Raw genomic sequence first — 14,303 nt, 5'->3', positions numbered from 1 at the left:
GTCTCCGGCCATACCGAGGTGATTAGTCGTCGCTCCGTTGGAGTTCATGTTCCAAACGCTCGCCCTCGATGTCGAAGTCGGGTACGACGCGACCGAACCACTTGGGGTGGTACCAGATTCGGCCCCTCGCGATAGCCATGACGGCAGGCACGATCGTCAGGCGCACGACGAATGCGTCGACGAGCACACCGACCGCGAGGCTGAATCCGAGTGCCTTGATGATCGGGTCCGACGTGAAGACGAAGGACGAGAAGACGCCGACCATGATGAGTGCGGCGGCAGACACCACCCGGGCGCTGGCGCCCAGCCCGCGCTCGACCGCAAGAACTCCGTCGGCGGTCTTCGCATGGTGCGCCTTGATGCGAGATACCAGGAAGAGTTCGTAGTCGTTGGAGAGGCCGAAGATGATGGCCAACAGAATGATCGGCAGGAAGCTCAGGGTGTCGGCGGGAGTTACCCCGAAGAGTTGATGTAGCCAACCCCATTGGAAGACGGCAACTTGGGCGCCGAAGGCCGCAGCAACGGACAGCAGGAATCCGAGCACGGACTTGATCGGTACGAGAACCGTGCGGAACGCGATCGTCAGCAGCACCATCGCCAGACCCACGACCACCAGTAGGAAGACTGGCAAGGCGGCTGCGAGCGTGTCCGTGGCGTCGATGTTGGTGGCGGTGGGCCCTGCGACATAGATGGTCGAGCCATTCTGTTGTCCAAGGGTCTCGGCTTGGTCTCTGATGTTCTTCACGAGATCGGTGGTCTGCGGGTCGGTCGGTGCGGTTCGCGGAATCGCCGAGATGATCGTCGTGTCGTTCTGCGGCGGGACAGCAATGTTCGCGGTCGCCACATCCGATTGCTGCGCAACCATGGCGAGCGCCTCCGGTACAGCTTGCGGGTCGGTGGCCGACGCCGTGTCCACGATGATCGTGAGCGGGCCGTTGGCGCCCGGCCCGAAGTTGTCGCCGATGAGTTGGTACGCCTTGTAGGACGTGTCCGACGTGGGTTTGCTGTCTCCGGTCGGCAGCCCGAGTTGCATGCTCAGAGCGGGAACGGCCATGACCAGAAGCCCCGCGACCCCGACGACGAGCAACGGGTATCGGAACCGCACGACGAACCGTGCCCAGCGAGCACCCAACGTGCGTTGAGGGTGTTCGACGGCTCTCCGCGCGATAGCTTCGGGCTTGCGCCCGGGCACGGGCGAGTGAACGAACTTGGCGACCCGATGTCCCGCGAACCCGAGGAGCGCAGGCAACAGTGTCAGAGCCAGAAGGACCGCGATCAGCACTGCGCCCGCGGCGGTGATCCCCATGATCGTCAGAAAGGGGATTCCCACCACGCTCAGCCCGCACAGCGCGACGATGACCGTCAGGCCGGCGAACACCACCGCACCTCCGGCAGTTCCCACCGCGTGGGCGGCGGAGTCCGCTACCGGCTTGCCTTCGAGGACACTTGCACGGTGCCGTGTGAGAACGAACAGGGCATAGTCGATTCCACACGCGAGGCTCAGCATGATCGCGAGCGAGGTGGTGGCGGACTGCACGTTGATGATCGAGGCCAAGGCTGTCACACCCATGAGGGATATGACGACGCCGACGACCGCAGTGAGGATGGGAAGCCCGGCCGCGATCAGCGCGCCGAACATCACCATGAGGATGACGAACGCAATGGCCATGCCGACGAGCTCGGGCAGTTCGGAGATCTCCGTTTCGTAGCCGGGGTAGACCTGACCGCCGAACTCCACTTCGAGGCCCGCAGCACGAGCCGGGCCCGCGGCTGCGTCGACCGCGTCCAGCGACGAGTCTTCGAGGCCGGTCATATCGGTGTCGAACTGGACCGGCGAGTACGCCACCTGATCGTTCGGTGCGATCGTCTCTGCTTGGTACGGGTCGACAGCGGAAGCGACCTGGGGGCCGGTGGCGATGATCTGCACGGTCTGCTCGATTGCCGCGCGAATGTTCGGGTCGGAGATCTGCGCACCGCCGTTGGTCGCGAACACCACTTGTGTCTGGGCGCCCGCCGCAGCCGGGATCCGCTGTTCCAGCAGATCGGTGCCGTGCGCAGACGGTGTACCGGGAATGCTGAAGTCGTTCACGGTCTTTCCACCGGCGAAAGTGCCCAGTGCGATCATGCCGACGAGTACTACGGCCCAGAAGGCAACGACATATCCGCGTCTGTGAAACGACCATCGGGCGAGGCGGTACAGATATCGCGACATGGCCGTCCTTCACTCCGGGATCCTCAGCGGAGATACCCCGGAGTGTGCCGAATCAACCCTCAGCCTTCGCAGCCCACTCCATCGCCGTCACGGTCGAGCTTCGGTGAGTAACCGGGTGACCCGGCGTAGACGGGCGCGGCGCCCGCTGCACGCGCTGCGGCGCAGTTCGCGAACGGACCCGTTACGGCATCCTGGACTGGTGCACCCTGCATCACCGGTGCCTGCTCGACGACGGGTGCGGGAGGCGGGACCGCCTGTGTGGTTGCGGCCGGTGCCGGTGCCGGTGCCGGTGCCGGTGCGGGCGCGCCGTCGCAGTTGGTGAGTACGCGCTCGATCGCATCGCGCTCGGCTCGAGTCACCCAGAGGTGGTAGGCGGCCTTCACCTCGACCTGCGCGGACACGTAGTCGCAGCGGAAGGCCTTGTTCGGAGGTAGCCACGTTGCCGCGTCGCCGTCGGACTTCTGCTGGTTGGCGGACCCGTCGACAGCCCGCAGGTTCCGAGGATCGTTGGCGAAGTTCCAGCGTGTGCGAGTGTCCAGCTGTTGCGCACCCTTCTGCCAGGCGTCGGACAGTGCGACGACGTGATCGATCTGCACGGCGCTGGACGTGCTCTTGCCGCGGGTGAACGCGATGGTGGAACCGGTGTACGGATCGTGCAGCGTGCCGGACTGGACCGCGCAGTTGTTCGATCCCGGCTTGTAGACGATGTCCACGAGGTCGCGTTTCAGGATGTCGTTGCGGGTGTCGCACCCGTTGTGTCCACCCTCCACGTCGACGTCGTCCGTCCACGACTGCCCGAACAGGTCCCTGTCGTACCCGGTCTTGGGAGCACGTCCCTTGACTTCGAGGGAGTTCAGCTGGGCCAGGGCGCCCTCGACTCGCGATCCGCCGTCCGACTCCGGTGCCACGAAGAGCTGAAGTGAAGGCTCGGACACGTCGGCGGGCGTGGTCACCGTGGGAGTGGTGGCGGTCGGCGTGGTGGCGACGGCGGCGAGAATGCTCGCGTTGTCCGCCACCGACACGTCTTCCTCTGCGTCGGTGACGGTTGCGAATGCGATCACCACGGCGATTCCACCGGCCACCCACGGCCACTTCTTGCGGGTCATGCTCTGTTCCTGTCGATCGAAGTCACGCGCCGAATCGAATGCGACGCGGCTAATGACTGATCGATTCGACCCTCGCCGCCGTTACCCCTGTGAGTGGTTGACGAGTCCAGAGACTCGTCAACCACTCACAGGGGTAGGCCATTCGAGTAGTGGGTCGATGGAGAAGACCGCATCGTCGATACCGGCGTGCAGATCTCCCAGCCTCGCGTATCGGTCGGGAACTGTGTCGATCGTGAAGTCGTGGGGGTCGATGTCGCCGATCTCGTCCCATGTGACGGGCGTGGACACGGTGGCGTCGGGAACTCCGCGCACCGAGTAGGCGGCCGCGAGGGTGTGATCGCGGGCGTTCTGGTTGAAGTCGACGAAGACCATGTGGGGATCGCGATCCTTGCGCCACCAGGTGGTCGTGGCGTCCTGCGGGATACGACGCTCGACCTCCTGTGCGAATGCGAGCGCCGCGCGGCGAACGTCCGCGAACTCGTGATCGGGCGCAATACGTACGTATATGTGGAGGCCGTGTCCGCCGGACGTCTTAGGCCACCCCGTCGCACCGATTTCGGTGAGAACCTCGCGCGCCACGCCCGCGACCCTGGCCACGGCCTCGAAACTGCTCTCGGGCATCGGATCGAGGTCGATGCGCCATTCGTCGGGGCGTTCCACGTCCGCCCGGCGGGAGTTCCACGGGTGGAACTCGACAGTGGACATCTGAACGGCCCATACGACGTCTGCGAGGTGGGTGACGCAAAGTTCGTCCGCATGGCGTCCGTACCGCGCGAACTCGACGTGCGCTGTCTGTACCCAGTCGGGGGCACCGTGCGGAAGTCGCTTCTGGTGCACCTTCTCGCCGGCGAGGCCGCTGGGAAATCGGTGCAACATGCACGGACGCTCACGGAGCGCGTTCACGATGCCGTCGCCGACGCTCGTGTAGTAGCGAACGAGGTCGAGTTTGGTCGTGCCGAGGGCTGGAAAGTAGATGCGGTCGGGATTGGAAATCCGCACGGTCCGATCACCGACCTGCACGTCGGTCGCGGGAGACGCGCCCTTTCCTGCCATCGATTTCGACCGTACCGCCGGATGCTTCGTACGGGGTCGGTACGCGCGTACTTTGTACGGGTAGGCCGAAAGTGTGCGGACGGGGAGAAGATGGTGCGAATCGAACGTCGACGGTGGCTCGCGGTAGTGGCTGTGGGAGCGACGGTGACAATGACGCTCGCGGGTTGCTCGTCGACGGAGCAGACGCCCGCCTTCGACGTCGAGGAACTCGACACCGGAATCGCTCCGTGTGACAACTTCGATCGGTTCGTCAACGGAAAGTGGGATGCAGAGACCACGATTCCCGACGACGAGGCCGGATACGGAATCTTCAACGAGTTGCGTGACAAGAGCCTGGACACGCAGCGTGACATCGCCGAGAGTGCAGCCGACGACCTCGACAGTTCGGACGAGGTCTCGGACCGATCCAAGATCGGCGGTCTCTACCGGTCGGCCATGGACGAGGACGCGATCGAGGAGGCCGGCTCCGCGCCGCTCGATCCGCAACTCGATCGTGTCGATGCCATCACGACACCTGAGGAGGTGGCCACCTTCCTGCGAGACGATGCCGTGGAAGGCGGCGCCATCTTGTTCGGTTTGGGCGCCGGAGCGGATTTTCAGGACGCGACCAAGCAGATCGGGTTCGTGAGCCCCACCGGAATCTCGTTGCCGTCCAAGGACTATTACACCGACCCGCAGTATGCCGAGGTCCTCGAGGCGTATCAGAGCTACCTGCGTTCCTCGCTGGAGCTGATCGGTCTGGAACCGGATGCTGCCGCCGACCAAACCGTGCAGGCTCTCGACTTCGAGAAGGCTCTGGCTGCGGCTTCGTTGTCGCCGGAGGAGGCACGTGATCCGGCGACGCAGTACAAGCTGGTTACCGTCGACGAGGCCGATGCCACTACCCCGGGTTTCGACTGGCGTGCGTATTTCGAAGCCCAGAACGTTTCCCCCGAAGAGGGATTCTCGTTGGCGGACACCACCTACTTCACCGCTGTGGGCGACCTGCTGCGCACGGCGCCTGTCGAACAGTGGAAGGCTTACCTACGGGCGCAGGTGGTAATCCGTTCGGCAGACCGTCTCTCGAAGCCGTTCCGGGACAATCAGTTCGAGTTCACCAAACATATATCCGGCAGCACGGCGCAGAAGCCGCGTTGGAAGACGGCGATCGGCGCCGTCAACTCCGCGATGGGTGAGGCGATGGGCGAACTGTACGTCGAGGAAGCGTTCGATCCGAGGTCGAAGGAACGCGCCCAGGAGTTGGTGGACCACGTGCTCGACGCGGTGAAGGTGCGGATCGAGAACGTCGACTGGATGAGTCCGGAGACCAAGCAGAAGGCGCTGGACAAGTGGTCGCAGCTGCTGCCGAAGATCGGCTACCCGGACGAATGGCGGGATTGGTCCGGACTGCAGATCGACAGTGAGGACTACTTCGGAAACCTCTCTGCTGCAGACAGGTTCAACCATGAATACGATCTCGCGAAGATCGGCAAGCCGTCCGACCGTGCAGAGTGGGCAATGACGCCGCAGACCGTCAACGCCTATTACAACCCCAGCGACAACACGATCAACTTTCCCGCCGCGATTCTGCAGGCCCCGTTCTTCGACGCGAACGCCGATGACGCCTTGAACTACGGCGGCATCGGCGCGGTGATCGGCCATGAGGCCACTCACGGATTCGACGACCAGGGAAGCCAATTCGACGGCAAGGGAAACAACGTCGATTGGTGGACGCCCACCGATGCCCAGCAGTTCGAGGAGCGAACTCGTAAGCTCGTCGAGCAATTCGATGCGTACACGCCCGTCCCGGACAAGCCGGACCTGCACGTCAACGGTGAGCTGACACTCGGCGAGAACATCGCCGACCTCGGTGGTGTCAATGCGTCGTTCGATGCATTGCGCACTCTGCAGGAGTCGGACCCGGCAGCCGCGGAGGAGCGGATCGGCGGATACACGCCGGACGAGAGATTCTTCCTCAATTATGCGCGGGTGTGGCGCAACAAGACTCGCCCCGAAGCGATGGTGACTCAGCTCAGCAGCGATCCGCATTCGCCTTCGAGTCTGCGGGTCAACGGTGTGGTGCCGAATGTGCCAGGATTCGCCGAGGCGTTCGGATGTGAACCGGGGTCACCGGGCGCGCATACCGAAGAAGATCGGGTTGTCATCTGGTGACGTGAGGAGTGCGAAATCCTCTGAATGTCACGTGTGTGCGGGTGGTGAACCCGAGCCGCTCGTACAGCGCGATCGCCGAAGTGTTGCTCTCTGCGGAATGGAGAAACGGAGATTCGCCGCGAGCGGTGATCCTCTCGACGAGAGCCGTGATCAGGCGAGCTGCATGGCCGCGTCCGCGAACCTCCGGCGCGGTGCAGACCGCACTGATCTCGGTCCATCCCGGCGGCCGGAGTCGTTCGCCGGCCATTGCCACCAATCGGCCGTTGTCACGAACACCGAGATAGCTTCCCAGTTCGTGGGTACGTCGCCAGAAGGGTCCCGGACGGGTCAGCTCGACCAGTCGCAGCATCTCGGGAGCATCGTCCGCGTCGAGCTCGACCACTTCGGTACCCGGGCGCACCGAGAGTGCACCGTCCCCCGACCAGATCATCTGTCGGCCGACCAAGGTGAACACCGAGTCCCAATCCGATGGCGGTGTAGCCGAACTGCTGAACATGTCCGCGAAACCGCCCGGACCCAGCAGGCGAGTGAGATCCTCCCAGCCTTCGTCGGTGCCGTCGACCGCGGAGAACGTTGCCACGTCCGTCAGGTACGTGACCGAACGGCCCACACGGCGAGCCAGGTGTGCGTGACTGCCACGCAGTGATTCGCCGACCGGGTCGTCCAGCACATGGGGTTCGGGGGAGTGCATCGAGTCTTTCGGTCAGGTGAGATCGATTGCTGCGAACGGGTCGCTCGTCGGCTGGGGGGAACCGCCGGTGGGTTCGACTGTGAAGCCGAGCTTCTGTGCTTGGTCCAGATTCTCGATGACGGCAGTGGTCGAGGAGCCCACAGCCTGCTGGTCCATGATGCCGACCGACTCGGGGTTCTCCGAATCGCCGATGAGCCACATCTGGTAAACCGACCCGGATTCGGGCGGGGTGACGTCGTTCATCACCAGCATGGCGGCGTTCGTTTCCTTCGAGTAGACCAGCGTCGCGTTGCCGCCGGTCTCGATCGGCGTGACTGCGGTGCGAACATCGTCGGCCGCCATGATCTGGGCGGTGACCGGATCGGAAGGAGTCGACCGCGACTGGATGACGGTCACTGTGCCGATGGCGATGACGACCGCGGCCGCGGCGGAGCCCACGACGGCAAGCATCCGGTTTCGCCTACGCGCCCGAGCGTCACCGAGTGAGGTCGGGGCGGCGACTGCTGCCGAGTCTGCTGCTGCCGGAAGCAGATCCAGGATTCGCTCGAGCAGGTCCTCCGGCGGTTGCGCAGCGGTCGTGGCCGATTGCGCGGCCATGGTTTCCCGGGTGTCGCGCACCGTGTCCGCGAACTCGGTCCGCACGTCGGGGTGTGCGTCCGCTACCGCGCGGTCGATCTCGCGCCGATGCTCTTCGTCCACGGCGTCGAGTCCGTAGGCGGGGGCGAGCTCGATGAGGTCTTCGTTTCGCTCATCCACGGAATTGCACCCCCAAACATGTCTTCAATCGGATCAATCCGTCCCTGATCCGGGACTTCACGGTGGGCAGAGCCACGGAGAGGCGGTCTGCGACTTCTCGGTAGGTGAGCCCGCCGTAGTAGGCGAGCACGACCGATTTCTGTTGAACCTCGGACAGCGTGCCCAAGCAGTCGGTGACCTGACTGCTGTCGTCGCGCCGATCCACTTCCTCGGACACGGAGTCGAACGGGCTGTACCAGGTAGCGGCGCCGTAGGCGGCCTCGCGATCGTTGCCGGATTGCTCCGAGCGGACCCGGTCGACGGCGCGGCGGTGTGCCAACGTGATGACCCAGGACAACGGGGAGCCCTGAAGTGGGTCGAACTTCTCGGCGGTGTTCCACACCTGGAGGTAGACCTCTTGGGTCGTTTCCTCGCTGTAGCCGGGATCGCGCAGAACACGCAGAACCATGCCGTATACCCGGGGGCTGGTTTCGGAATAGAAATCACTGAAGGCGCTGCGGTCGCCGTCGGCAATTCGCGCCAGGAGCGCCGTGAGTGCCGCGTTGCCGGTTTCTCTGCCGACGCCCGTCATCAACCGTGTCCATTCATCGATCGACATCATACTGGTCGACGACGATTCAGGTGGTGAGGGGCGCATGACGGGCGGTGGAGCCATCAGGGTGGTCATGAGTGTCCCCTCGATTCCGGGGTGCGTGGCGGTCGAGGTACGAAGAAGCTGGTGCGCTCCTGGTACTCGCGGTAGCCGGGTCGATCGACCATCGACTTCTCGAGCAGTCGAGCGCCGGTTGCGTACACGAGGAACCAGGTCATCACTGCTGGTGAAAGGACTGTGACGGCTCCCGGCCACACGCTGGCGGCCACGAGCCACAATCCCCACCAGACGCAAGCGTCACCGAAGTAGTTCGGATGACGGGTCCACGCCCACAGTCCGGAATCCATGATTCGGTGGCCGCTCACCCGGCTCCTGGCGTCGGGATCCGCTTTGAATCGTTCGAGTTGGCGGTCGCCGACACTTTCGAAGACCACGCCCACAGCCCATACGAGCACGCCCAGGGTGAGTATCGCTGTGCCGATGCCCGTAGTCGGCCCGCTGACGGCCGATACCTGCAAAGGCAGTGACACGAACCATTGGGCGAGGCCTTGCGTCGCAAAGATCTTTCGAAGGACGACAGGCGTCGAATTGCCCCCGGACCTTTCGAGCATGTCGACATAGCGTGGATCCTCGCCCTCGCCCGCCGACTTCCGGTGCATGTGCCACGAGAGTCGCAGACCCCAGATGGCAACGAGGACGAGAACCAACCAGCGTCTCGGTCCGTACCCGTCTCCCACCGTTGCGGCTACCAGAGCGACGAGCACGAAGCCGAGTCCCCAGGAGACGTCCACGACGTTGTATCGGCCGATCCGTCTGCCGACGAGGAACGTGCACAGTTGCAGTGCCGCGACGGCCAAGAGTCCGCTCGCCGACACTGCCGCGAGTTGTGGCCACGAGAAACTGTTCATGACGTCACCCGTACCGCGGGCATATCCGATTCGCCGGTGTCGGTCTTTCGTACCGAGAGGATCTGGTCCACACCCATTCGCCCTTCCGCGAAAGCGGCGCGACCGCCTACGAGGTAGAGGCGCCACACTCGCGCGGTCTCCATGCCGACGAGGTCGACCACGTCGTTCCAGTGTGCTTCGAATGCGGCTGTCCAGGCGTCGACCGTCCACACGTAGTGTTCGCGCAGGCTGTGAACGTCTCGCACTTCGAGGCCGGCGCGCTCGAGGTACGAGATCGTGTCACCGACCGGACGCATCGTCATGTCCGGAGCGATGAACGCCTCGATGAACGGTCCACCGCCGGGGTGTCGACCGGTACGCGACATTTGTTGAATCAGTACGCGCGCACCGGGCTTCGCGTTGTCGTGAAGGGCTTCGGCGTAGCGGGCGTAATTCTTCTCGCCGACGTGTTCGCCCATCTCGATGGACGCAACGGCGTCGAACGCGCCGTCGGGAATCTCCCGGTAGTCCTGCAGCCTGATCTCCACACGGTCTTGGAGACCGCGTTCGGCGATTCGCTTGTCGACGAAGTCCTTCTGCTCACGTGAGATCGTGACTCCCACGACTGTGGCTCCGTACTCGGCCGCGGCGTGCAGGCTCAGGGAGCCCCAACCACAGCCGACGTCGAGTAGGCGCATGCCGGGACGGAGTCCGAGTTTGCGGCAGACGAGGTCGAGTTTGTCGGTCTGAGCATTCTCGAGGCCGTATGCAGGCGAGTTCTCGGTGCCGGGCACGTTCTTCGTGAAGTAGGCACACGAGTACGCCATGTGCGGGTCGAGGATCAGTGCATAGAAATCGTTGGACAGGTCGTAATGATGGCTGATCGCCGCACGGTCACGAAGCACGCTGTGGAGTCGCCCTCGAACGTTCGACTGCGAGGCGGGTGGACTCGGCCTCCGGCCGACCGCACCGATCTTCGATGCGGTTCGGAGGGCGCGAGCGATCAAGGCAGGCTTGGGATTCACGCCTGCCAGGTCGCGTTCGCGAGCGACGTTCCATACGTACGTGAGGGCTTCGGCCAGATCGCCCTCGACGTCGATCTCACCTGTCACGTAGGCCTGGGCTGCTCCAAGTTCCCCTGGACTCCACAGCATGCGGCGCAGCGCATTCACGTTGCGCACGAGCACCTTCGGTGCAGAATCCGGGCCCACGGTACTACCGTCCCAGGCCGTCAGATGCACGGGGAGCTCACCGCGAACGAGCGGCTTCAATGCCTTCTCGATCTCGAGTGCCACGTTCATCGGTTCACCTCCTCCTTCTCGAACACGATCTGCTGAACATCGAGATACCCGGAACGGAACCCGGCTTCGGAATAGCTCAGGTAAAAGTGCCACATTCGGCGAAATATCTCGTCGAAGCCGAGATCGCTCACCTGCGTGCTGTGTGCAGCGAACCGTTCCTTCCACAGCCGGAGGGTTTCGGCGTAATGCCGGCCCATGCCGAGCCGTTCTCGGACGCGCAGCGCAGTGTGGTCGGCGGTCACGGCCTCGATGGCCTCGATGGATGGCAGGAATCCGCCCGGGAAGATGTATTTGTGCACCCAGGTATAGGTGTTACGGGTCCGGAGCATTCGGTCGTGCGGCATGGTGATCGCTTGCAGTGCGACCTTTCCACCGGGAGCAAGAAGCGTATCGAGCGCGCGAAAGTAGGTTCTCCAGTAGCGGTGACCGACGGCCTCGATCATCTCGACGGACACGATGGCGTCGTACTCGCCGTCGACTTTCCGATAGTCGAGTAGGTCGATGTCGACACGGTCCGCAAAGCCTGCTGCCGCAACCCGTTCACGTGCCAGCCGCTGTTGTTCTTCCGAGAGAGTGATCGACCGTACGTGGGCACCGCGTTCTGCTGCGCGGATGCACAGCTCGCCCCATCCGGTTCCCACCTCGAGGAGGCGTGTCCCGGCGCCGACACCGGCGGCGTCGAGCAGGCGATCGATCTTGCGGCGTTGTGCGTCGGCGAGATCATCGACAGTTGGCGCGATCCGAGGAGTCGGCGCACACAGTACCGAGACGTCTCTCGTAGGTTCCACTGCGGCGGGTGTCGAGGAGAACAGGGCACTCGAGTAGGTCATGGTTTCGTCGAGAAACACGGCGAACAGTTCGTTGGACAGGTCGTAGTGCCGCGAGATGTTGGATCGAGTGTTCTGCTCGGTTCCCAACTCGTGCGCCGGATGTCGAGCGACGTACAAGGCGCGAAGTGATTGCAGCGGCCTGGGAACGAGAGTGGCCGTTCGAGCCGCGAACACACCCAGGACGCTTGCGAGGTCGGGAGAAGTCCACTCACCCGCCATGTAGGACTCGCCGAACCCGATGAGGCCGTTCGTTCCCACTCGTCTGGCGAATGCATGCGGGTCGCGGATGATCATGCGCGGCAGAATCTCTCGATCGCTCTCCGCACCCACCAGGGAACCGTCTGGGTATTCGATACGAACGTCCAGGTTGCCTGCGGCCCGGCGAAACAGTCGGTTGGCCGCGCGCGCCGCCAGAGCTGCACGGAATCCGGTGGGAATCTCGGCCAGTCCGGGCCAGGTTTTCGAGTCGACGGCGGTTTCGTGTGACTCGTGCTGTGTGGTGTCGGTCATCGGACGGGGTCCTTCCGGAGATTGTCGGTACGGGGAACGACAGGTAAACCGCGTGCCCACAACCGGATTCCTTGTATGCGTATGCGCGCCGAGACGAGTAGTGGAGCGATCGGCGTGCGAAGTTGGGTTGTGAGAACTGCGCTCCGGGTGACCGGCCGACGGCGCCCTCGCACCGTGGCGGTGAAGGGAGCCAGGTGGTTTCGGTGGAGTACGACAGTGGCTTCGAGTGCATCGTCAGGCTCGGGCAGCTTCATGTCGTAACGACCGCTCACATCGTTGAACGGTGAGACATAGAACTGTTTGTCGGTCTCTGCCCGACCGTGTTCGTCGAGTTCGACGAGGTAGTTGTGCCTTCCTCCGTAGGTGTTGTGCACTTCGGCGACGACGCAACGAATGCGGCCCTCGGCGTCGTGACACCAGTACAGACTCAGAGGATCGAACACGTACCCGAGTACACGCGCGTTGAGCAGCGCAGTGACACGCCCACCTCCCAGGGTGACACCGTTCGATGCCAGGAAGGAGTCCACGCGCGCCCGCAGCGTGTCCGGTGTCCCGGCCGGTGGTGGTGCGAGGTGGTCTTCTGCACGAAACGACGCGAAGGGGCGTAGCCACAATGGTTGAACCGGAACGTCGTCGAGGTCGATGTACCAGTTGTTGCTGCGATACGCGAAGCTGTTGCGAACAGGGTCGGTACGGGTATGGCGGATGACAGTTTCGTAGATGGCAGGGGTGGGATTCATACCGACACACCGCGATCCGCTGTTTCGGATCCGTCTCCGGACCGGGTTCCATTCCAGGACCCGCCGATCTTCTCGGCTGCGTGCAGTCCGGAGAGCGCACCGTCCTCGTGAAATCCCCAGCCGTGGTAGGCGCCGGCGAAGGCGAGTGTGGACGACCCCACTTCGTCCAGACGTTCCCGAGCTGCCACGGAATCCGGGGTGTACAGGGGGTGTTCGTACGTCATCTCCGCGATCACCGTCGATGGGTCGACCAGATGAGCCCCTCCCAGCGTCACCAGAAATCGGCGGTCCCGGACGGCGTCTATGCGCATCAGTCGGGTCATGTCGTACGTGACGATCACTTTCTCGGCGATGTCTTCGTCTCCGATGGGCGCCGGTGTCAGGTAGTTCCAGGATGCTCGTGCCCCGGTGGTGTGTGGGAGGAGCGCGGTGTCCGTGTGCAGTTGAGCGTGATTGACGGAGTAGGGCATCGCTCCGAGAATGTCGGCTTCCGCTCTCGTGGGAGGTGCGAGCATCGCGAGGGCCTGATGTGGGTGCACGGCGATCACGGCTGCGTCGAAGTGGCGGTCGTTGCCACTGTCGTCGACGACCAGAACTCCGTCGGGACCACGGCGAACCTCTTGGACCCGAGTGCTCAGCAGCACCTCGTCGAGCCCGTCGGCGACGAGCTCGACATATCGAGCCGAACCACCCGTGACGGTTCGCCAGGTGGGGGAGCCGAACACCGACAGCATCCCGTGGTGGTCCAGAAAGGTGAACAGATAGCGGGCGGGGTACCGGCCGGCGTTTTCCGGATCGCACGACCACACCGCCGCAACCAGGGGTGTCATGAAGTTCTCCATGAAGTACTCGCTGAAATCGTGGCGTGCGAGAAACTCGGCCAAGGCCTCGCCTGTGTCCGGCCCGTCGAGGAGGGCGCGGGCGCGCCGGTGAAAACGAAGGACCTCGCCGAGCATGCGCACATAACGTGGTCTAGTGAAGTTTCGTGCGGTGGGAAACAGTCCGCGGACTCCCTTCGCGCCGGCGTATTCGAGACCGCTCCGTTCGTTGCGGACCGACATCGACATGTCCGATTCCTGGGTGCGAACGCCGAGCTCGTCGAAGAGGCGAAGGAGGGTCGGGTACGTGCGGTCGTTGTGGACGATGAAACCCGTGTCCACATCGACAACCGTCCCGGTGTCGAGCTCGACCCGGTGAGTGTGAGCGTGTCCACCGAGCCGATCGTCGGCCTCGTACAGAGTCACACGATCGCCCCGCGACAGAACGTGTGCCGCAGTCAAACCGGCGACTCCGCTGCCGATCACGGCGATGTTCCTGCGTTCTGTCTTCTCCATGTCGGGTATTCGGAGTCGGAGGGGTATCGGATGGGCAGATCGACGGTGTACCGACCGGCCGATGGCGTTACGTCACACCGTCTCCGTGACGCAGGACACGCCCGCGCGCATCCGTCCGATGCGCACGGGCGTGCCGGGGC

12 protein-coding genes are annotated in these 14,303 nt (G+C 63.8%); 1 reads left to right on the top strand and 11 read right to left on the bottom strand.

Annotation, left to right across the window (positions count from 1 at the left end; translation table 11 throughout):
* Positions 1 to 22: 22 nt before the first annotated feature.
* From ACFWO3_RS04490 to ligD, 3 genes are all read right to left on the bottom strand, one after another.
* Complete coding sequence (locus ACFWO3_RS04490; protein ID WP_378574224.1) at positions 23 to 2,212, bottom strand: MMPL family transporter; 2,190 nt, start codon at positions 2,210 to 2,212, stop codon at positions 23 to 25.
* Between the two features lie 59 nt (positions 2,213 to 2,271).
* Positions 2,272 to 3,318, bottom strand: coding sequence for a DUF1524 domain-containing protein (locus tag ACFWO3_RS04485; RefSeq protein WP_378574222.1), 1,047 nt, complete (start codon positions 3,316 to 3,318; stop codon positions 2,272 to 2,274).
* A 117-nt stretch (positions 3,319 to 3,435) separates the two neighbouring features.
* Positions 3,436 to 4,371 (bottom strand): non-homologous end-joining DNA ligase, encoded by a 936-nt coding sequence (gene ligD, locus ACFWO3_RS04480; protein ID WP_378574219.1) that lies wholly within the window; start codon positions 4,369 to 4,371, stop codon positions 3,436 to 3,438.
* A gap of 90 nt (positions 4,372 to 4,461) precedes the next feature.
* Between ligD and ACFWO3_RS04475 the strand changes: the two genes are divergently transcribed.
* Positions 4,462 to 6,522 (top strand): M13 family metallopeptidase, encoded by a 2,061-nt coding sequence (locus tag ACFWO3_RS04475; RefSeq protein WP_378574217.1) that lies wholly within the window; start codon positions 4,462 to 4,464, stop codon positions 6,520 to 6,522.
* On the opposite strand, the gene ACFWO3_RS04470 is transcribed toward ACFWO3_RS04475, so the two are convergent.
* The 8 genes from ACFWO3_RS04470 to ACFWO3_RS04435 form a co-directional block, all read right to left on the bottom strand.
* Positions 6,512 to 7,213 carry a GNAT family N-acetyltransferase gene (locus tag ACFWO3_RS04470; protein WP_378574215.1) on the bottom strand — a complete coding sequence of 234 codons (702 nt, stop codon included), beginning with the start codon at positions 7,211 to 7,213 and terminating at the stop codon, positions 6,512 to 6,514. The two genes, ACFWO3_RS04475 and ACFWO3_RS04470, sit on opposite strands and share 11 nt — an antisense overlap.
* Positions 7,214 to 7,225: 12 nt before the next feature.
* On the bottom strand, positions 7,226 to 7,969 hold the full coding sequence (locus ACFWO3_RS04465; protein WP_378574212.1) for an anti-sigma factor domain-containing protein: 744 nt from the start codon (positions 7,967 to 7,969) through the stop codon (positions 7,226 to 7,228).
* Complete coding sequence (locus ACFWO3_RS04460) at positions 7,962 to 8,540, bottom strand: sigma-70 family RNA polymerase sigma factor (protein ID WP_378574210.1); 579 nt, start codon at positions 8,538 to 8,540, stop codon at positions 7,962 to 7,964. The genes ACFWO3_RS04465 and ACFWO3_RS04460 overlap by 8 nt, the downstream gene beginning before the upstream one ends.
* 92 nt (positions 8,541 to 8,632) lie before the next feature.
* Positions 8,633 to 9,469: a DUF1295 domain-containing protein gene (locus ACFWO3_RS04455; protein WP_378574208.1), complete on the bottom strand. Its 837-nt coding sequence runs from the start codon at positions 9,467 to 9,469 to the stop codon at positions 8,633 to 8,635.
* Positions 9,466 to 10,749 carry a class I SAM-dependent methyltransferase gene (locus ACFWO3_RS04450; protein WP_378574206.1) on the bottom strand — a complete coding sequence of 428 codons (1,284 nt, stop codon included), beginning with the start codon at positions 10,747 to 10,749 and terminating at the stop codon, positions 9,466 to 9,468. Before ACFWO3_RS04450 ends, ACFWO3_RS04455 begins: the two co-directional genes overlap by 4 nt.
* Complete coding sequence (locus ACFWO3_RS04445; RefSeq protein ID WP_378574204.1) at positions 10,746 to 12,089, bottom strand: class I SAM-dependent methyltransferase; 1,344 nt, start codon at positions 12,087 to 12,089, stop codon at positions 10,746 to 10,748. The genes ACFWO3_RS04450 and ACFWO3_RS04445 overlap by 4 nt, the downstream gene beginning before the upstream one ends.
* Positions 12,086 to 12,829, bottom strand: a complete 744-nt coding sequence (locus tag ACFWO3_RS04440) for a DUF1365 domain-containing protein (protein WP_378574202.1) — start codon at positions 12,827 to 12,829, stop codon at positions 12,086 to 12,088. Before ACFWO3_RS04440 ends, ACFWO3_RS04445 begins: the two co-directional genes overlap by 4 nt.
* Positions 12,826 to 14,172, bottom strand: a complete 1,347-nt coding sequence (locus ACFWO3_RS04435; RefSeq protein WP_378574967.1) for an NAD(P)/FAD-dependent oxidoreductase — start codon at positions 14,170 to 14,172, stop codon at positions 12,826 to 12,828. The genes ACFWO3_RS04440 and ACFWO3_RS04435 overlap by 4 nt, the downstream gene beginning before the upstream one ends.
* Between the last annotated feature and the right edge of the window lie 131 nt (positions 14,173 to 14,303).

It is taken from the genome of Rhodococcus sp. NPDC058521 (assembly GCF_042719695.1).
GTDB lineage: Bacteria > Actinomycetota > Actinomycetes > Mycobacteriales > Mycobacteriaceae > Rhodococcus_F.
This window is presented reverse-complemented; position numbering and strand designations above follow the sequence as displayed.

Excerpts from the sequence above, each read along its gene's own strand:
- ACFWO3_RS04490 (WP_378574224.1), bottom strand. The coding sequence starts at position 2,212 with ATGTCGCGATATCTGTACCGCCTCGCCCGATGGTCGTTTCACAGACGC.
- ACFWO3_RS04445 (WP_378574204.1), bottom strand. The coding sequence starts at position 12,089 with ATGACCGACACCACACAGCACGAGTCACACGAAACCGCCGTCGACTCG.
- ligD (WP_378574219.1), bottom strand. The coding sequence starts at position 4,371 with ATGGCAGGAAAGGGCGCGTCTCCCGCGACCGACGTGCAGGTCGGTGAT.
- ACFWO3_RS04460 (WP_378574210.1), bottom strand. The coding sequence starts at position 8,540 with ATGACGGGCGTCGGCAGAGAAACCGGCAACGCGGCACTCACGGCGCTC.
- ACFWO3_RS04470 (WP_378574215.1), bottom strand. The coding sequence starts at position 7,213 with ATGCACTCCCCCGAACCCCATGTGCTGGACGACCCGGTCGGCGAATCA.
- ACFWO3_RS04450 (WP_378574206.1), bottom strand. The coding sequence starts at position 10,749 with ATGAACGTGGCACTCGAGATCGAGAAGGCATTGAAGCCGCTCGTTCGC.
- ACFWO3_RS04485 (WP_378574222.1), bottom strand. The coding sequence starts at position 3,318 with ATGACCCGCAAGAAGTGGCCGTGGGTGGCCGGTGGAATCGCCGTGGTG.
- ACFWO3_RS04455 (WP_378574208.1), bottom strand. The coding sequence starts at position 9,469 with ATGAACAGTTTCTCGTGGCCACAACTCGCGGCAGTGTCGGCGAGCGGA.
- ACFWO3_RS04475 (WP_378574217.1), top strand. The coding sequence starts at position 4,462 with ATGGTGCGAATCGAACGTCGACGGTGGCTCGCGGTAGTGGCTGTGGGA.
- ACFWO3_RS04440 (WP_378574202.1), bottom strand. The coding sequence starts at position 12,829 with ATGAATCCCACCCCTGCCATCTACGAAACTGTCATCCGCCATACCCGT.